The organism is Cystobacter fuscus, assembly GCF_002305875.1.
Lineage (GTDB): Bacteria > Myxococcota > Myxococcia > Myxococcales > Myxococcaceae > Cystobacter > Cystobacter fuscus_A.
In genome coordinates, this window is record NZ_CP022098.1 from 2,577,265 (window position 1) to 2,594,516 (window position 17,252).

General features: G+C 69.2%; 15 protein-coding genes. 8 read left to right on the forward strand and 7 right to left on the reverse strand.

The features are described 5' to 3' along the window. Positions 1-22 precede the first annotated feature (22 nt). The 3 genes from CYFUS_RS10695 to CYFUS_RS10705 are packed head-to-tail and all read left to right on the forward strand — an operon-like array spanning position 23 to position 3,409. A complete protein-coding gene (locus CYFUS_RS10695) occupies positions 23-1,288 on the forward strand; it encodes a CinA family nicotinamide mononucleotide deamidase-related protein (RefSeq protein WP_095985128.1) in 1,266 nt (421 codons plus the stop codon). Continuing rightward, positions 1,285-2,832, forward strand: coding sequence for a hypothetical protein (locus tag CYFUS_RS10700; protein WP_095985129.1), 1,548 nt, complete (start codon positions 1,285-1,287; stop codon positions 2,830-2,832). The genes CYFUS_RS10695 and CYFUS_RS10700 overlap by 4 nt, the downstream gene beginning before the upstream one ends. A gap of 55 nt (positions 2,833-2,887) precedes the next feature. Beyond that, a complete protein-coding gene (locus tag CYFUS_RS10705; protein ID WP_095985130.1) occupies positions 2,888-3,409 on the forward strand; it encodes a DUF1285 domain-containing protein in 522 nt (173 codons plus the stop codon). Here CYFUS_RS10705 and recA read toward each other — a convergent pair. Together recA and CYFUS_RS10715 are read right to left on the reverse strand one after the other, a co-directional pair. Continuing rightward, positions 3,406-4,452: a recombinase RecA gene (gene recA, locus CYFUS_RS10710; protein WP_095985131.1), complete on the reverse strand. Its 1,047-nt coding sequence runs from the start codon at positions 4,450-4,452 to the stop codon at positions 3,406-3,408. The two genes, CYFUS_RS10705 and recA, sit on opposite strands and share 4 nt — an antisense overlap. 166 nt (positions 4,453-4,618) lie before the next feature. Continuing rightward, positions 4,619-6,232, reverse strand: coding sequence for a YifB family Mg chelatase-like AAA ATPase (locus CYFUS_RS10715; RefSeq protein ID WP_095985132.1), 1,614 nt, complete (start codon positions 6,230-6,232; stop codon positions 4,619-4,621). Between the two features lie 191 nt (positions 6,233-6,423). On the opposite strand from CYFUS_RS10715, the gene CYFUS_RS10720 reads away from it, so the two are divergent. Next, positions 6,424-7,083 (forward strand): hypothetical protein, encoded by a 660-nt coding sequence (locus tag CYFUS_RS10720; protein ID WP_095985133.1) that lies wholly within the window; start codon positions 6,424-6,426, stop codon positions 7,081-7,083. Here CYFUS_RS10720 and CYFUS_RS10725 read toward each other — a convergent pair. From CYFUS_RS10725 to CYFUS_RS10745, 5 genes are all read right to left on the reverse strand, one after another. Further along, positions 6,984-7,607 carry a DUF2378 family protein gene (locus tag CYFUS_RS10725; RefSeq protein ID WP_095985134.1) on the reverse strand — a complete coding sequence of 208 codons (624 nt, stop codon included), beginning with the start codon at positions 7,605-7,607 and terminating at the stop codon, positions 6,984-6,986. The two genes, CYFUS_RS10720 and CYFUS_RS10725, sit on opposite strands and share 100 nt — an antisense overlap. Before the next feature lie 45 nt (positions 7,608-7,652). Next, positions 7,653-8,165 carry an ExbD/TolR family protein gene (locus CYFUS_RS10730; protein WP_232537493.1) on the reverse strand — a complete coding sequence of 171 codons (513 nt, stop codon included), beginning with the start codon at positions 8,163-8,165 and terminating at the stop codon, positions 7,653-7,655. Positions 8,166-8,167: 2 nt separating this feature from the next. After that, positions 8,168-8,593: an ExbD/TolR family protein gene (locus CYFUS_RS10735; RefSeq protein WP_095985135.1), complete on the reverse strand. Its 426-nt coding sequence runs from the start codon at positions 8,591-8,593 to the stop codon at positions 8,168-8,170. A gap of 104 nt (positions 8,594-8,697) precedes the next feature. After that, entirely contained in the window at positions 8,698-9,378 is a 681-nt protein-coding gene (locus CYFUS_RS10740; RefSeq protein WP_095985136.1) for a MotA/TolQ/ExbB proton channel family protein, read from the reverse strand. A gap of 70 nt (positions 9,379-9,448) precedes the next feature. Continuing rightward, positions 9,449-10,204, reverse strand: coding sequence for an energy transducer TonB (locus CYFUS_RS10745; RefSeq protein ID WP_095985137.1), 756 nt, complete (start codon positions 10,202-10,204; stop codon positions 9,449-9,451). A gap of 243 nt (positions 10,205-10,447) precedes the next feature. Here CYFUS_RS10745 and CYFUS_RS10750 point away from each other — a divergent pair, with 243 nt between their 5' ends. From CYFUS_RS10750 to CYFUS_RS10765, 4 genes are all read left to right on the forward strand, one after another. Further along, complete coding sequence (locus CYFUS_RS10750) at positions 10,448-13,636, forward strand: TonB-dependent receptor (protein ID WP_095985138.1); 3,189 nt, start codon at positions 10,448-10,450, stop codon at positions 13,634-13,636. A 26-nt stretch (positions 13,637-13,662) separates the two neighbouring features. Beyond that, positions 13,663-14,532 carry a hypothetical protein gene (locus CYFUS_RS10755; RefSeq protein ID WP_095985139.1) on the forward strand — a complete coding sequence of 290 codons (870 nt, stop codon included), beginning with the start codon at positions 13,663-13,665 and terminating at the stop codon, positions 14,530-14,532. 140 nt (positions 14,533-14,672) lie between these two features. Continuing rightward, a complete protein-coding gene (locus CYFUS_RS10760) occupies positions 14,673-16,208 on the forward strand; it encodes a radical SAM protein (RefSeq protein WP_095985140.1) in 1,536 nt (511 codons plus the stop codon). 93 nt (positions 16,209-16,301) lie between these two features. Further along, complete coding sequence (locus CYFUS_RS10765; RefSeq protein ID WP_198316533.1) at positions 16,302-17,225, forward strand: hypothetical protein; 924 nt, start codon at positions 16,302-16,304, stop codon at positions 17,223-17,225. Positions 17,226-17,252 lie beyond the last annotated feature (27 nt).

Here is a 17,252-nt window from a genome sequence, read left to right on the forward strand (position 1 = left end):
GGGCGGCTAGGATGCCCGGCCCATGCGCGTCGAGCTGCTGTGCACCGGGGACGAGCTCGTCACCGGATTGACGACCGACACCAACAGTCCCTACCTGGAGGCGCGGCTGTTCGAGCTGGGCGTCAAGGTGGGTCGGGTGGTGCTGGTGGGCGATGTTCGCGAGGACATCACCCGGGGACTCCAGGAGGCCGCGTCCCGGGCGGACGTGGTCATCGTCTCCGGGGGGCTGGGACCCACGGCGGATGACTTCACCGCCGAGTGCGCCGCGACGGCCGCGGGCGTGCCCCTCGTCGAGGACGCGGGCACCCTGCGCTTCCTGCGCGAGCGCGCCGAGAAGCGGGGCCGGGAGCTGACCCCCAACGTGGCGCGCATGGCGCTCGTGCCCCGGGGCGCCGAGGTGGTGCCCAACCCCGTGGGCGCCGCGCCCCTGTTCATCGTCCGGCTGGGTGGCTGCCGCCTCTTCTTCCTTCCCGGGGTGCCGCGCGAGTACCGGGCCCTGGTGGACGGCGTGGTGGTGCCGCGTGTGCGCGAGGAACTGGAGCGGCGGCCCGGGCGTACCTGGCGTGCCTTCCGCCTGTTGCGCACGGTGGGCCTGCCCGAGTCGGTGCTCGACGCGCGCGTGGCGCCGCTGGCCCGGGCACACCCGCGCGTGGTGTTCGGCTTTCGCACCCATGCGCCGGAGAACCAGCTCAAGCTGATGGCCGAAGCGCCCTCCCAGGCCGAGGCGGACGCCGCCCTGGCCGCGGCCGAGGCGGCGGCGCGCGCGGAGCTGGGCCGCTCGGTGTACGGGGCGGACGCGGACACCTACCATGGCGTGGTGGCGAGGCTCCTGACGGAGGCGCGCGCCACGCTGGCGATCGCGGAGAGCTGTACCGGGGGCCTCATCGCCTCGCAGCTCACCGCGGTGCCCGGCGCGAGCGGCTTCCTCATGGGCAGCGCGGTCGTCTACACCGAGCGGATGAAGACGGCCTGGGCGGGAGTGCCCCCCGACATGCTGGAGCGCCACGGGGCCGTGTCGCGTCCGGTGGCGGTGGCCCTGGCCGAGGGCATTCGCGCCTCGTGCCAGACGACCTATGGCCTGTCGGTGACGGGGGTGGCGGGGCCCACGGGGGGCACGCCCGAGGATCCGGTGGGTACCGTCTACTGCGCGCTCGCGGTGGACGGCGGGCCCACGCGCTGCGAGCGCTTCTCGCTCTCCGGGGATCGTGAACTCATCCGCCTCTTCGCCGCCTCCCACGCGCTCGAGCTGCTGCGCGAGCACCTGCTGACCTCGCCCTCCTCGCCATGAGCCGCTCCAAATCCAAACGCGCCAGGTCTTCCGCCACGCCTCCCAAGGGCCCATCCCGCGCGCCGGCTCCCCCCGCGCCGCCTCCCGCCGAGCCTCCCGCGCGCGGTGCCTCTCCGAGCGAGGCTCCCACCCGGGGTTCCTCCTCGCCCGAGCCTTCGCTCCGGAGTGGGTCTCCGCCGGAGCGGCCTTCCCGGCCCGTGGTGCCGGTGTCCGTGGGGGAGCAGGGCAGCGGGGTGGTGGGGGCGGCGGTGCGCACGTGGCTCGCGGCGTACCGGGTGGAGGTGGTGCTCTTCCTGGTGAGCTTCGCGGTGCTGGCCAGCTTCAGCTCGCAGCGCTTCCTGCGCCAGAGCGAGGCGCCCCACTTCGTGTACCAGGCGAAGGCGTGGCTGGAGGGCCGGTTGGATCTGGATCCCGAGGTCCTGCCCAACCTGGAGGACTGGGCGTGTGTGCGCGAGGTGGCGGGCGCGAAGGTGCGGTGCGAGGGCCCGCCGCGGCCGGGGGATCGCTGGTACGTGAGCTTCCCGTCGTTTCCCGCGGTGGTGATGCTGCCCTTCGTGGCGATCAACGGCTACCAGTTCAACGACACCTCGTTCGGCGTCTTCACGGGGGCGTTGGCGGTGGCGCTCTTCTACGCGCTCTTGCGCTTCCTCACGAAGGAGGGGGAGACGCCGCGCACGTGGGCGCCCAACGCGGCGCTGGCGCTGACGCTGGGCTTCGGCACGCTCTTCTTCTACGCGGCCATTCGCGGCGAGGTGTGGTTCAGCGCGGAGGTGATGGGCGTGGCCTTCACGTGCCTCTACGCGCGCAACGCCGTCCGGGCGCACCGGCCGGTGCTCGCCGGGCTCTTCTTCTCCATGGCGACGCTCACGCGCACGCCGCTGCTCTTCACCGGGCTGTTCTTCGTGCTGGAGGCGGTGTGTCCGGGCCCGGACCGGCTCTCCCAGCTCAAGGACTTGGGGACGAGGTGGAAGCCCGTGGCGGACAAGCTGGGCCGCTTCGTGCTGGGGGCCGCGCCGCTCGGACTGCTGGCGGCGGCCTACAACTTCTACCGCTTCGGCAGCCTGACCGAGTTCGGCCACCGCTTCCTCTACAACAACCGGGTGAACGTGGACATCGATCGCCTGGGCCTGTTCAACCCGGCCTACCTGCCACGCAACCTGGAGGCGGCCTTCCTCAAGCTGCCGGGCTTCTCGGGCTCCCCGCCGCGTCTCACGTATGACCCTCACGGGCTGACGCTGCTGCTCACGCTGCCGCTGCTCGTCTTCCTGCTGATTCCCAAGAAGAAGCCGCGCCTGCACTGGCCGGTGTGGCTCACCGTGGCCGTCACCGCGCTGCCCGGCCTGTTCTACCAGAACACCGGCTACATGCAGTTCGGCTTCCGCTTCAGCATCGACTACACGCCCTACCTGTTGCTGCTCTTCGCGCTGGGCGGCTGGTCCTTGCGCCATCGGGCCGTGGTGGCCGCGCTGGTGCTCGGAGGACTGGTGAACTTCTGGGGCGCGGTGGCCTTCCGGGGCTACACCGAGCTTGTCCGGAACTGGTAGGGCCGGCCCGCCTCCGGGCTTGACCGGCCGCCACCGGGCGAGCACATCTCAGGGCGTGAGCGACACTCCTCCGACCCCACCTCCCGCCGCCGGGCCCCCCTCGGGCAAGCGCTGGCACACCCGCGAGGACAGTGGCATCCGCCTGGATGCCCGGCTGCGCTGGTGGCACGACGACGAGCCCATCGAGCACCCGCGCATCATCGAACTCTTCAACAGCTCCCTGCACCTGGACGACACGGGCCGCTACCAGCTCCGGATTGGCAACGACTGGTGCTACGTCCAGGTGGAGGACGCGGCCTATGAGGTGCGCACCGTGGACGTCACCCCGGACGAGCGCGTCTCCGTGCGCCTGAGCGACCGCACCGCCGAGGCCCTGGAGCCCTCGGGCCTCGGGGTGGGCGCCGAGGGCGTGTTGGAGTGCCAGGTGAAGGGCGGCCGGGCCCGGGCGCGCTTCTCCCGGGATGCCCAGTACCAGTTGGGCGAGCTGATGGAGCAGGACGCCCAGGGCCGGCTCTTCCTGCGCGCGGGCCAGCGTCTGCTCGCGCTGCCCGCGTCGCTCGTGTTGCCCGACGCCTAGGCCTGCGCCGTGGGCACCTCCGCCTCGGCGCTCGGGGTGGAGGGGGCCGCGGCGGGGAGCATGCCCGCCAGCTCCCGGGCGAGAGACTCCAGCGCGTCCGGGTGCTCGCGCAGCCACTCGGTGGCCCGGTCCCGGCCCTGGCCGATGCGCTCGCCGCGCAGGCTGAAGTGGCTGCCCGCCTTGTCCACCAGCCCCGTCTGCACCCCCAGGTCCAGCACCTCGCCCGCGCGGTGGATGCCCAGGCCGTAGAGCACGTCGAACTCCGCTTCCTGGAAGGGCGGGGCGACCTTGTTCTTCACCACCTTCACCTTCGCCCTCGTCCCCACCACGCTCTCGCCGTCCTTGAGGTTGCTCGTGCGGCGGATCTCCAGGCGCACCGACGAGTAGAACTTCAGCGCGTTGCCTCCCGTGGTCGTCTCCGGGTTGCCGAACACCACGCCGATCTTCATGCGGATCTGATTGATGAAGATGATGCAGCAGCCCGAGCGGCTCACCGCCCCCGTGAGCTTGCGCAGCGCCTGGCTCATCAGCCGCGCCTGCACGCCCATGTGCGCATCCCCCATCTCCCCCTCGATCTCCGCGCGCGGCACCAGCGCCGCCACCGAGTCCACCACGATGAGATCCACCGCGCCCGAGCGCACGAGCTGCTCGGTGATCTCCAGCGCCTGCTCACCGGTGTCCGGCTGGGAGATGAGCAGCTCCTCCACGCGCACGCCCAGCTTGCGCGCGTAGTTGACGTCCAGCGCGTGCTCCGCGTCGATGAAGGCCGCCACGCCGCCCTGGGCCTGCACCTGGGCGATGGCATGCAGCGTGAGCGTCGTCTTGCCCGAGGACTCGTTGCCGAACAGCTCCACCACGCGGCCGCGCGGGTAGCCCCCCACCCCGAGCGCCCGATCCAGCCCCACCGAGCCCGAGGGAATCACCGCCACCTTCTGCTCGCGCGCCTCGCCCCCCAACGGCATCACCGCCCCCTTGCCGAACTGCTTCTCGATCGCCGCCACCGCCGCCGCCACCGCCTTCAACTTCTCCGTCAGCTTGTTCATCCGTCGCTCCTCGCCGCCCGTCACCGGGGGCCCCGCCGCGCTCCGGAAGGGAGCCCGTGGGACGAGAGGCTCTCGAGCAAGCGGTGTGCCGTGCGCGGTCACCCGGGAGCACCTGACCTCGGGCGTCTCGTTCCGCCCGAGCCGTCCCGCGCGGCGGAGGGGAGGGTCAGGAGTCCTCGGGCTGGGGCCAGGGGCCGGGGAGTTCCTGGCGGGGAGGGGGACCGCCCTGGAGGTTGGCGTGCAACCAGCCGCGGCGATCCATCTGCCGGCAGTCGATGGCCAGGTGCATGTCCATGTCCTCGATGCGCTCGTGTCCCTCGAGGTCCGCCCGGGAGCGCGCCAGCTTGAGGATGCGATCATGGGCGCGCGCGGACAGGCCGAACTGGCGCACGGCCCGCTCGAGCATCCGCTCGGCCCGGGGCGCGGGTTTGCAGTAGCGGTGCAGCAGCCGCGCCGGCATCTGGGCGTTGCAGTGCACGCCGGGCTCCTCGCGGAAGCGGGCCCGCTGGCGCTCGCGCGCGGCCTCCACGCGCTCGCGGTAGTACGTGCTCGGCGGCTCCTCGTCGCCGGGGCGGGCGATGTGGCGGTACTCCACGGGGCGCGTCTGCAGGGTGATGTCGATCCGGTCGAGCAGCGGCCCGCTCACCCGCGAGTGGTAGTCATGCACCCGGTACTCCGGGCACGTGCAGGTGCGGCCGGGGACGTTGAAGTAGCCGCACGGACAGGGGTTCATCGCCGCCACCAGCATCACCCGGCAGGGATAGGTGACATGCTGGATGGCGCGCGCCAGGTGGATGGAGCCTTCCTCCAGGGGCTGGCGCAGCACCTCCAGCACGTTCTTGCGGAACTCGGGCAGCTCGTCGAGGAAGAGCACGCCGTGGTGCGCGAGGGAGAGTTCGCCGGGCCGGGTGGCGGGGCCGCCGCCCACGAGGCCTGCGTCGGAGATGGTGTGGTGGGGGGCGCGAAAGGGCCGCTCGTGCATCAGCGCGGGGGTGTCCCCCAGCAGCCCGAGCACGGAGTAGATCTTCGTCACCTCCAGCGCCTCGTCGAACCCCATGGTGGGGAGGATGCCGGGCAGCCGCCGCGCGAGCATCGTCTTGCCCGAGCCAGGTGGCCCGCAGAACAGGACGTTGTGTCCTCCGGCGGCGGCGAGCTCCAGCGCCGTCTTCAGGTCGGCCTGCCCGCGCACCTCGGACATGTCCAGGGGCGCCGCGCGCGGGCGTCCGCGTGGGGGAGGGAGGTGCTCGCGGGTGAAGGGCGCGAGGGGCTTGTCGCCGATCAGGTGGTCCACGGCCTCGCGCAGGTGGCGGATGGCCACCACGCGCAGCCCCTGCACGAGCGAGGCCTCGGCCGCGTTCGCCTCGGGCACCATCACCCCCTGGTAGCCCCCATCCCGGGCCGCCACCGCCAGCGGCAACACCCCCTTGATGGGCTTCACCCCACCATCCAGCGACAGCTCTCCGCCGAAGAGGTAGTGCGACAGGGGCTCCTCGGGCATGAGCTTCGCCGCCGCGAGCACCCCCAGCGCGATGGGCAGCTCGAACGCGGCGCCTTCCTTGCGGATGTCCGCGGGCGCCAGGTTCACCGTGATGCGCTTGGAGGGCAGCTCGAAGCCGCAGTTCTTCAGCGCGGAGACGACCCGCACCTTGGACTCGCGCACCGCGCCCTCCGGCAGCCCCACGACGGAGAAGTACGGCAGCCCCAGGGCCATATCGACCTCACACTCCACCACCACCGCGTCGATTCCCATCAACGCGCCCGACCGCACCCGCGCCAGCATGTCCCGTCCTCGTCAAGAGTCCCGCGGGGAAGGGAGCAAGGTGCGTACCGGCGCGGACCCCCGGGGAGGCCCGTCCCCACGTGTCCTGTCGATGGGACGGCGTGTCCATGCAGGGAGGGCCGCGGAAGTCCAGGAGTTTCGCTCCTGGGGAATCTTACGAACGGACGGGAGTTCAGCTAACCTCGGGCCGCATGGAACACACCACACCGGCCCCACACTCGGACTCCACGTCTCACTCCTTTCACATCCGCCGCGCCAATCTCAAGCGCAACGCGCGGCTGAAGTTCACGTTCGGCCTCTTCCGTTTCTGTCTCTATGGAATGGTGGGCCTGTCCTCGGAGATCTTCTTCTACAACCTGGTGCGCGTCGCGCAGCACATCCCGGTGCTGGAGATGCTCTTCCGCTTCCAGTGGCGAGTGGATGATCGGCTGGGGCTCAACACCATCTGGCAGACGCCCGTCTCGACGGCCTACGGCCAGTGCTCGCTGTGGATGTTCCTCATCTACGGGGTGGCCTGCTTCTTCTTCATCGAGGCCATCTACCGGCGCACCTTCCGCCACCCCACGCTCCTGCGCGCGGTGCTCTACGGCTTCGCCATCCTCTTCTTCGAGGGCTTCAGTGGCGTGGTCCTGGAGAAGCTGACGGGCTACCGCATCTGGTACTACGCGGACCCGGGGGCCATCATGTGGGAGATGACGTCGCTCTACATCCTGCCCATCTGGATGGTGACGGGGCTCATCGCCGAGTGGATCTACAGGGAGTTGATGGATCCGGACCTGGTGGCGGCCTTGGAGTCCCCGTTGCCGGCCACGCCCGAGGAGACCGAGGCGTCGCTCCAGTTGATGCAGTAGGTGCAGGCGTGGCCGTCGTAGCCGGTCAGCTCGATGCGCAGGTTCTCCACGCCGGCGGTGCGCAGGCCCGCGTGGATGATGCCCGCGGTGAACGAGGGCAGGGAGCCGACCTCGTTCATCCACAGCTCGAACTTGCGCGGCCCCAGCTCCTTGAGACGTGACTCGGTGTAGTTGTTGCCCGAGCGGAAGTGCTGGGTGGCGCGCATGAGGGCGCGCCGTGGCCCCAGCACGCGCAAGAGCGACAGCACCGCGCGGCCGAGCATCGTCTCGCGATAGCCATCCATATAGGCCTCGCCGAGCTTGAAGGCGCTCTCCTCCAGGGGAAGCTGGGGATAGAGCTCCTCCGCCACGATGCGCAGGAACGTCATCCAGGAGGCGAAGGCGTACGCCGGGCGGAGCTTCTGCTCGAGGTCGAGCCCCGCCTGACGCAAGCGCTCCCGGCAGGCGGGGGACAGGCGCCCGTGGAGGGCGCGCACGAAAACCGCCTCGATGGTCTGCTCGAAAACCAGGAGCTCGTCGGCCATGAGAATCTCAGACTCTAGCCGACGAGCCCGGGCGTGGGAACCGCGTCAAGGTGACTCAGGGAGTAGGGGGCGCGGGAGGGGCCGGGGGCGCGGGGGCACCTCGCCGGGGGCGCCAGCCGGAGCGGCGGCGGGGATGTCCTCGGTGGCCATGCCGAGCACGAAGGCGCCGGCCTGCTTGGCGCCGTCGAAGGCGGCCACGAGCTTGCCGTAGTTGGCCTTGTCATCCGCCACGAAGAAGACGATGCGGTCCTCCTTCTTCTTGGCGCTCAGCATGCGCTTGAGCTTGCCGACGTAGTCGGCCTCGGACACGGGCTCGGTGTTGATGGAGAAGGCGCCCGAGGGGTCCAGCTTGACGATGAGCTGGGTGTCGGGCGTGTCGTCCGGAGGCGGGGGGACTTCCTCGGTCTCCGGGATGCGCACCTCGATGTCCTTCTCGAGCAGCGGCGTGAGCACCATGAAGATGATGAGCAGCACCAGCACCACGTCCACCAGGGGCGTGACGTTGATTTCCGAGTTGGGGGGGGTGCTGGGCTTGACGAACTGGCGGCGGGCGGACATGGCTAGTTCTTCTGCTCCTCGACGCCGAGAAAGATCTTCTTGGCCTTGGCCTTGCGAGTGATCTCCATCACCTGGCGGATGTCACCCACGGTGAGGGTGTTGTCACCCTTGAGGAGGATCTTCTTGTTGGGCAGGTAGGCGAGGGTGTCCTTGAGCTTGGACTCCAGCGCCGCCGCGTCGTACTCGTCCTGTTCCACGAACGTCTTCTTGTCCGCGGTGACGGAGAGGATGATGGGATCGGGATCCTCGCCACTCTTCTTCTCCTCCTCGACCTTGGCGGCCTTGGGGAGGGTGACGGACTTGCCACGCTGGAGCATGGGCGTGACGACCATGAAGATGATGAGCAGCACCAGCACCACGTCCACCAGGGGCGTGACGTTGATCTCGCTCTTGGGCCCCCCTTGAGGGCCTCCTGCTGACATACCCATGCGTGCACCTGCTGCTTGGAAGAGGGAAAGCCCCGGCCCGGGGGAGCTCTGGACTCAAGGAGAGCCCCGCCGAGGAGGCGGGCCGGAGGCTTTCGTGGGGGGTCTTAGCCCTGCGAAGCGGTGTGCGAGCCACCGAAGTGCCGCGCCACCACGTCCAGGAACTCGTTGGAGGACTCGGAGATGTCCACCGAGCGCGAGTCCACCCAACCGGACAGGAAGTTGTAGGCGATCACGGCGGGGATGGCCACGAGCAGACCGAAGGCCGTGGTGATGAGCGCCTCGGAGATACCGGCGGAGATGGTGCCCAGACCGCCCGCGCCCGCGGTGGCCATCTGCTGGAAGGCGTTCACGATACCCATCGTGGTGCCGAGCAGACCGACGAACGGGGCCGTGGAACCCACGGTGGCCAGCACGCCCAGGCCGCGCTTGAGGCTCTGCACCTCACGCTGCGCCTGGCGCTCGAGCGCGCGCGCCACCGACTCCACCGCCACGTCCTTGTTGGAGGGGCTGATGCGGTAGGCGGTCAGGCCCGAGTTGATCACGCGGCCCAGGTGACCCACGTCCTTGCCGAGGTTGGCGCCCGCGGCCTGGGCCAGATCGCCCTTGGCGAGGATGGCTCCCATCTTCGCGGCGAAATCGCGCGAGTCCTTGCGCGTCTTGCGGAAGACGATGATGCGCTCGGCCATCACGACCAGGGACGACACGGACATGAAGGCGAGGGTGAAGATGATGAAACGGGCGAAGAGGCCCGTGGACTGCCAGATGTGGGTAAGGGAGAAATCCATGGTGGGGGGAAGCGCTCCTCCTCGAGCGCAGTTGGATACGGCGTGATGACTGGGGAGTGGCGGCGCTGGCTCAGCGCGGCATGCTCAGGCGGATGTTGAAGGTGTAGTCGACCTGGACGGGCCGACCCTGGAACGTCACCGGCTTGTAGCGCTGGGCATACAGCGAGTCCAACACGGCCTGTTCCATGTGCGGCAGCGGCTTGATGATGCGGCAGCGCTCGACCTTGCCTTCGGTGGTGATGACGCACTTGACGATCATGAGACCCTGGACATGGGCCTCGAGGGCCTCGCGGGTGTACTGCGGCTGAGGACCCGACAGCTTCTCGGGGCGGGTCATTCCCGCGCCGAAGGGCAACACGTCCGTGCCGGTGCCACCCACCTGGCCACCGAGCACGCCACCGACCACACCGCCAATCACTCCGCCGACGACGCCTCCCGCCACACCGCCTTCAACTCCGCCTTCGACCTCTTCCTCGGTCGCCTCTTCTTCCTCGGCGGCCGGCTCCGGCTCCACCTCGGGCGGCTTCTCCTGGGGGATTTCCTTGGGCTGGACGATGGTGTCCGGCTTCTTCACCGTGGGCTTCTTGGTGGGAGTCTTCTTCGAGGCCGGAGGAGGGGGAGGGGGCGGCGGCGGCGGCGCGGCCACCGGAGGCGCCATGGCCTGCTTGAACGTCACCTCGACTTCCTTCTCTTCCTCTTTCGGAGGCCGCATCGACAACCACGCGATGCCACCCACCAGCGCGACGTGCAGCACCACCGAGACGACGGCACCCACTCCGAATCGGGACTTGGGCCCTTGCCCTCGGTCAAGGACAGAGTCGAACATGCGGTAACGCTCCTGAACTCGGGTGGACACCCACCACATCCCGCCCGGATCGCAAAAGGCGCGCTACCATACAAAAACCGCGGACGGGTGCAAGTGACCCCACCTGGGGAAAGACCACCTGTGTGATCGGGCAATGCCCCAGGCATCAGCAAAAATCAACGTCGTGTTGACAACAAGGTCACCTCAGATATTTTGCCCGACGCTTTTTGCTGCACCGTAGCCCACCTTGGAGGGGTTCCCAGCATGCAAGTCAGACGGATGCTCCGGGCGACTGGAGCGGTCGTAATTGCGGGCTTGACGTACAGCACCGCGGCCTACGCCGACAGCGTCATCATCGGAAGTGTTGTCAACGCTGACAACAAGAAGCCCGTAGCGGACGTCGTGGTCACGGCCACTTCTCCCAATCTGCAAGGTGAGCAGACTGTCATAACGGACGCTCAGGGGCAGTACCGTATTCCCCAGCTTCCGCCTGGCGTCTACACCCTGCGCTTCGACAAGGAGTCGTTCCGGCCCTTCTCGCGCTCGGAAGTGCAGCTGCGACTGGATCGCACCATCCGGGTGAACGTGGAGCTGCTGCCCGAGGGCTTCACCGAGGAGATCGTCCTGACGGGCACGCCGCCCACCATCGACGTCGGCTCGACGAGCACGGGCGTCAACGTGGACCAGGACTTCATCAAGCGCATCGCGGTGAACCGTCCGGGCGGCAAGGGCGGCGGCGCGCGCTCCTTCGAGAGCCTGGCCGAGCTGGCTCCGGGCGCGCAGAGCGACTCGTACGGCGTGTCCATCAACGGCACCACCTCGCCCGAGAACGGCTACGTGGTGGATGGCCTGTCGACGAACGATCCCGCCTTCGGCGTCAACGCGAGCCCCCTGAGCGTGGAGTTCGTGCAGGACGTGAACATCATCACCGGCGGTTACATGCCGGAGTACGGCCGCTCCACGGGCGGTGTGATCAACGCGGTGACGAAGTCGGGCTCCAACGAGTTCCACGGCTCCATCTACGGCACCGTCACCCCGGGCTTCGCCGAGGGTCCGCGCGCCACGGTGCGTCAGGCCGCCTCGGTCGTCGCCGGTCAGAACGCGCTGAACTTCCTGGGCGACGTGGGCGCCACCCTGGGCGGTCCCATCCTCAAGGACAGGCTCTGGTTCTTCGCCGGCGTGGCTCCGTCCTACACCAGCTACACCCACACGCGCACCCTCAACCGCCTCCTGATCGAGCGGGACGCGAGCGGCGCTCCGGTGCTGGACGCGAAGGGCAATCCGACCGTTCTGACGGATGAGCGTGGCTTCGAGCGGACCGAGCTCATCCCGAACTCGTCGAGCCAGTACGGTGTCCAGGCCCAGTCGGTGCAGTACCTCGGCAAGCTGACCTACCTGCTCAACCAGGACCACAACGTCTCCGTGTCGATCGCCGGCACGCCGAGCTCGTCCGGTGGCCGCGGCGTGTTCGCGATCGATCCGCAGTCGGGCCTGCTGCCGGAGCGCTTCAACGGGAAGCCGGGCAGTGCGGCGTTCGCCAACATCCAGGAGCTGACGAGCACCACCTCGGCGGCCCTCAAGTACGCCGGTGCCTTCAACGACAAGAACGTCCTGGTGGACGCCAACCTCGGTTGGTTCCACCAGACGTCCGCCTCCCTGCCCGCGGATGGCTCGCGGCCGGGTGACACGACGGGGGCCGCGGGCCTCGCGCTGGTGTGGTACCGCCAGCCCCGCCCCATCGCCTTCTACGAGCCGGAGATCCCGAACATCGGGGCGCTGTGCGAGGACGGCAAGGGTGGAACGGTGGCCTGCCCGGCCAGCAACTCGTCCAGCAACTACTACTCGGGCGGTCCCGGCCTCATCAAGGACGCCCTGCTGGACCGCGTGCAGGGTAACGCCAAGGTCACCTACCTGCTCAAGGCCCTGGGCAGCCACGTGTTCAAGGCGGGCATCGACATCGAGCGGCTCAACTACAACAACGTCCGTGCCTACACGGGCGGCGTGTACCTGCGCGAGGGAACGAGCAGCACCCTGTGGCAGGACTACCGCCGCTACGGCTTCCTGTCGGGTCCGGATGCCTCGACGAACCAGCTCACCCAGACGGCCAACTCCGCCAGCACCACCGCGGGTGGTTTCATCCAGGACAGCTGGACGATCGCCAACCGCGTGACGTTCAACGTGGGTGTGCGCTACGACTCCCAGTGGCTGTACGGCAACGGCGGCCAGGAGCTGGCCTTCGTGCTCGGCAATCAGATCTCCCCGCGCCTGGGTGTGATCGTCGACCCGATGGCCAACGGCCGCATGAAGGTGTACGCCAACTTCGCGCGCTACTACGAGCAGGTGCCCATCAACCTGCTCGACCGTGGCTTCCCCACCGAGCAGCGCTACGTCGCCTACCGCAACCCGGGTGCGGGCAAGTGCGATGCGACCAACATCGACACGCCCGAGGGTCAGCGCGCGTGCCTGTCCGGTGGCAACCTGGCGCAGATCAACTCGTACAGCGACCTGAACCCCAGCTTCAGCTTCCTGGGCGGCAAGGCCGACGCGACGCCGGTGGACCCCAACATCCAGCCCCAGTCCTCGGACGAGCTGCTCTTCGGCGCCGAGTACGAAGTGCTGGCCAACACCCGCCTGGGCGCCACCTATACCCACCGCAGCATGAACTCGGTCATCGAGGACATGAGCCGCGATGGTGGCAACACGTACTTCCTCGGCAACCCGGGCTCCGGCTTCACCAAGGGGGAGTTCCCGAAGGCCACGCGTGACTACGACGCGGTGTCGGTGTTCCTCACCCGCAACTTCACGGATGGCTGGCTGGCGCAGGCGAGCTACACGTGGTCGCGTCTGTACGGCAACTACGCCGGTCTGTTCCGTCCGGAGAACGATCAGCTCGATCCGAACACCAACTCGGACTTCGACCTGGTCGAGCTGCTGGAGAACCGCACGGGCCTGCTGCCCTACGACCGCACCCACTCCGTCAAGCTCTTCGGTGCCAAGGAGTTCAACTTCACCAACAACCTGACGGGCAGCCTCGGTCTGTCGTACCGCGGCAACTCGGGCACGCCCATCAGCTACCTCGGCGGTCACCCCACCTACGGCACGAGCGAGGCGTTCATCCTCCCCCGTGGCACCGCGGGCCGCACGCCCTGGGTTCACAACATCGATGGCAACATCGGCGTGAACTACCGCGTGACCCGGAGCAACGTGCTGTCGCTCAGCCTGGACGTGTTCAACATCTTCAACTTCCAGCAGTACACGCAGGTGGATCAGATCTACGCCAACGAGGACGTGCTGCCCATCACGGGCGGGATCGAGGGTGAGCTGACCCCGGACAAGGTGACGACGGTCGCGGGCACCCCGCTGCCGGCGGACAAGGTGAACAAGAACTTCAAGCAGGCGACCATCTACCAGGCTCCGCGGCAGATCCGCCTGGGTCTCAAGTACACCTTCTGAGAACGCTACCGATGGGATCACGAGACATGAGCAAGCGTATTACGACCGCGGTAGCCATCCTGGGTCTGGCCGGTGCCTTCTCCGGATGCGACTTCAAGCAGCCGTCCGCCGGCTGCCAGGTGCAGGACGCCACGGATGCTTACTGGCAGGCGGGGTACTTCCTGAACCCCGCGGATGCCGGCAAGTCGTGCAGCAACCTCAAGGGTGAGGCGATCGGCGTCTTCAAGTACATCGATCCCTGCCCGGACAAGAGCGCCGCGTGCCCGACGCAGGGCCAGGCGGTTCAGCCCACGCGCCTGGCGATCCGCCCGGCGGGTGCGGCGTCCCTCGTGTCCTTCGTGGACAAGGACGAGAACGAGCAGCTCCGGGTCGCGGACCCCAAGGTGGCCACCAGCCTGTCGGCCACCCTGGATGACGAGCCGAACGAGCAGGGCCTGTGTGACGCGGGGGGCTTCGCTCCGGCCAAGGTCGATGCGCGGGCGGTCACCGTCGCCGCGGACAACGTGGAGGAAGACATCCCCGCGGAGTCGGTGTCCTACGCGTATGAGGACGTGAAGGTCTACTCGGCGCCCTCGGCTCCGGGCACCCAGTTGAGCGCGAAGGTCCGGTACTCGACGGGCACCAGCGGCGAGTCGTGCGAGTACACGATGCTCGCCCTGTGGCCCCAGGTGCCGTGCAGCGTGGATGCATTCAAGAACCAGACGCCCGAGAACGCGGCTTCTCGTTGCGCCGAGGGCTCGGGCCTCAACCCGGACTTCGACGCGGTGTGCATCGCGGACATCGGCCCGCCGCTCGTGAAGCGGGACGACGACGGCAACGTCATCTCCGTCACGCCCCGTGGCGGATGCGTGCCCAACCCGGACAAGGGCGTTCCGGCCTTCAAGGTGGTCCAGTAACCGGCTCCTCGCTGGTGCCTGGCCCGTTGCTCGCCGGGTGGAAGTGAATCGCGGCCCTGGTCGTCCCTCCCCATGGGAGTGGCGTGCCAGGGCCGCGGTGTTATGGAGGTCCGTGGTCTCACGGTTGCCCAGGAAGGTGCATGGAGCGTCGGTACTCACTCGTTGAACGCGCCCAGGCCCTGCTCGCCGACGAGCAGGGGACGCTCTACAAGGACGCCCCCTACCGGGTCGCGCTCTGCTACCCCAGCCCCTACCACGTGGGCATGAGCTCGCTCGGCTACCAGGCCATCTACGGCGAGGTGCATGCCCATGCCGGGGTGACGGCCGAGCGGGCCTTCCTGCCCGACGACGTGGAGGAATACCGGCGCACGCGCACGCCGCTCTTCACGCTGGAGACCCAGTCCCCCGTCTCCGAGTTCCCCCTGCTGGCCTTCTCGGTGGCGTACGAGCTGGAGCTCACGGGGCTCTTCTCCATGCTGGAGCTGGCCCGCATCCCCCTGCTCAAGGAGGAGCGCTCCGAGCGCCATCCCCTCATCGTCGCGGGCGGCCCGCTCACCTTCTCCAATCCGGATCCGCTCGAGCCCTTCGTGGACGTGCTCGTGCAGGGCGAGGCGGAGGATCTCATCCACGTGCTCCTGGACGCGGCGCCGTCCATGGACAAGGACGCGCTGCTCACCCACCTGGCCGGCATCCCCGGCTTCCGGGTGCCGGGACGTGGCGGGGCGCGCTACCACGTCGCCAAGAGCACCGACGCGCGGCTGCCCGCGCGCTCGGCCATCATCACGCCCCACACGGAGCTGCGCTCGATGTTCCTCATCGAGCCGGAGCGTGGCTGCTCGCGCGGGTGCCACTACTGCGTCATGCGGCGCACCACCAACGGCGGCATGCGCACCGTGCCGCCCGAGCGCGTGCTCTCGCTCATTCCCGAGCACGCCCGGCGCGTGGGCCTGGTGGGCGCGGCGGTGACGGATCATCCCCGCATCGTCGAGCTGCTGCGCACCCTGGTGGACGCCGGACGCGAGGTGGGCGTCTCCTCGCTGCGCGCGGACCGGCTCACCCAGGAACTGGTGGATCAACTGCGGCGCGGCGGCGCCACCAACCTCACCGTGGCCGCGGATGGCGCCTCGCAGCGCATGCGCGACCTGGTGGACCGCAAGCACTCCGAGGAGCAGATCGTCCGCGCGGCGAACTTCGCCAGGACGGCCGGCATGCGCCAGCTCAAGGTGTACAACGTCGTGGGCCTGCCCCTGGAGGAGGACGCGGACGTGGACGAGCTGGCCCGCTTCACCACGGAGCTCTCGCGCATCATGCCCGTGGCCCTGGGCGTGGCGCCCTTCGTGGCCAAGCGCAACACCCCCCTGGATGGCGCGCCCTTCGCCGGCATCCGCGAGGTGGAGTCCCGGCTGGAGCGGCTGCGGCGGGGCCTCAAGGGGAGGGCGGAAGTGCGGCCCACCTCGGCCCGGTGGGCCTGGGTGGAGTACATGCTCGCCCAGTGCGGCCCCGAGGCAGGGCTGGCCGCCATGGACGCGTGGAAGGCCGGAGGGAGCTTCGCGGCCTTCAAGCGCGCCTTCCAGGAGCGCGGCTGCCGGCCCTATATGGCCCGCCGCGTGGAGGATGGCCGGCGCAAGGCCATCACCTGGCCCGTCGTGGACGGGGTGGCTCCGACCGCCGCTTGACGGTTGGCGCGTGCCGCCCTTGCCCCCCGCCTGCCGCTGTCTGTTAGAAGGCCGCATGCGCCGCTCCCAGGCGCCAGGAGGCTTGCAGCCGCAGTGAGCACGGATCGGGTGGACAAGGCGTGGCAGCGCAAGGGACTGAAGGATTACTCGACGGAGGCCATCATCGGCACGCTCGGGCACTACGGTGTCCAGGTGCAGGAGGCGGACTTCCGCCAACTGGCCGAGAAGCAATACCCCACGGGCATCGCCCAGGGATGGTTGGCGTCGTGGAAGGGCACGGGCCAGTTCGCCCCCTTCCCGTTCGCCGCCGCGGGTGAGTTGTGGCGGCGCTGGTTGTCCGACCGGCTCGCCCCCTACGAGCTCTCCGAGAGCCTCGCCCAGCTCATGGGCGCGCTCGGGGCGCTGCTCCAGGGAGGGGCCCAGGCCGCCGTGGCTCCCGCCTTCGAGCGCATCAACGCGGTGCGCCAGCGCGTGCCCCTCAACGACAAGGGCGAGCCCGAGCCCGGCTTCATGCAGGAGGCCCTCCGGGTGTTCGACGAGCGCGCCGCCCGCGCGTTCGATGACCTGGCCGAGATGCTCTCCAAGGCGGGTCACACCGAGGCCGCCGACTCCTTCGCGGACCTGGAGGAGTTCCTCCTGCCGGATCGCCGGGGCGTGTCCAAGCCCATCATCCGCGCCGCCCGGGGCGAGCGCGACGCGGCGCTCGAGGATCTGCTGAAGGTGGCCGGGGAGGGCTCGCGCACGCCGCTCTCGCGCGTGCTCGCCGTGGATGCCCTGCTGCACCTGGGCGCCAACGACAAGGTGGCCGCCGTGGGCCGTCCGCTCCTCGAGGAGGCCGAGCGCATCCAGGACTGGCACATGGCGCTGGACGTCACTGCCCGCCTGGAGCACGCCTACAAGCAGCTCGGTGACCGGACCGCGCTCACCGCGCTCGCCCAGGATCGCACCCGCATCGAGAAGGCGCACGACGAGGCCCACCCGAACCACAAGCGCCAGCACCAGCACCACGACCACTGAGCCGGTGCCCGGCCGCGGCCCCTCCCG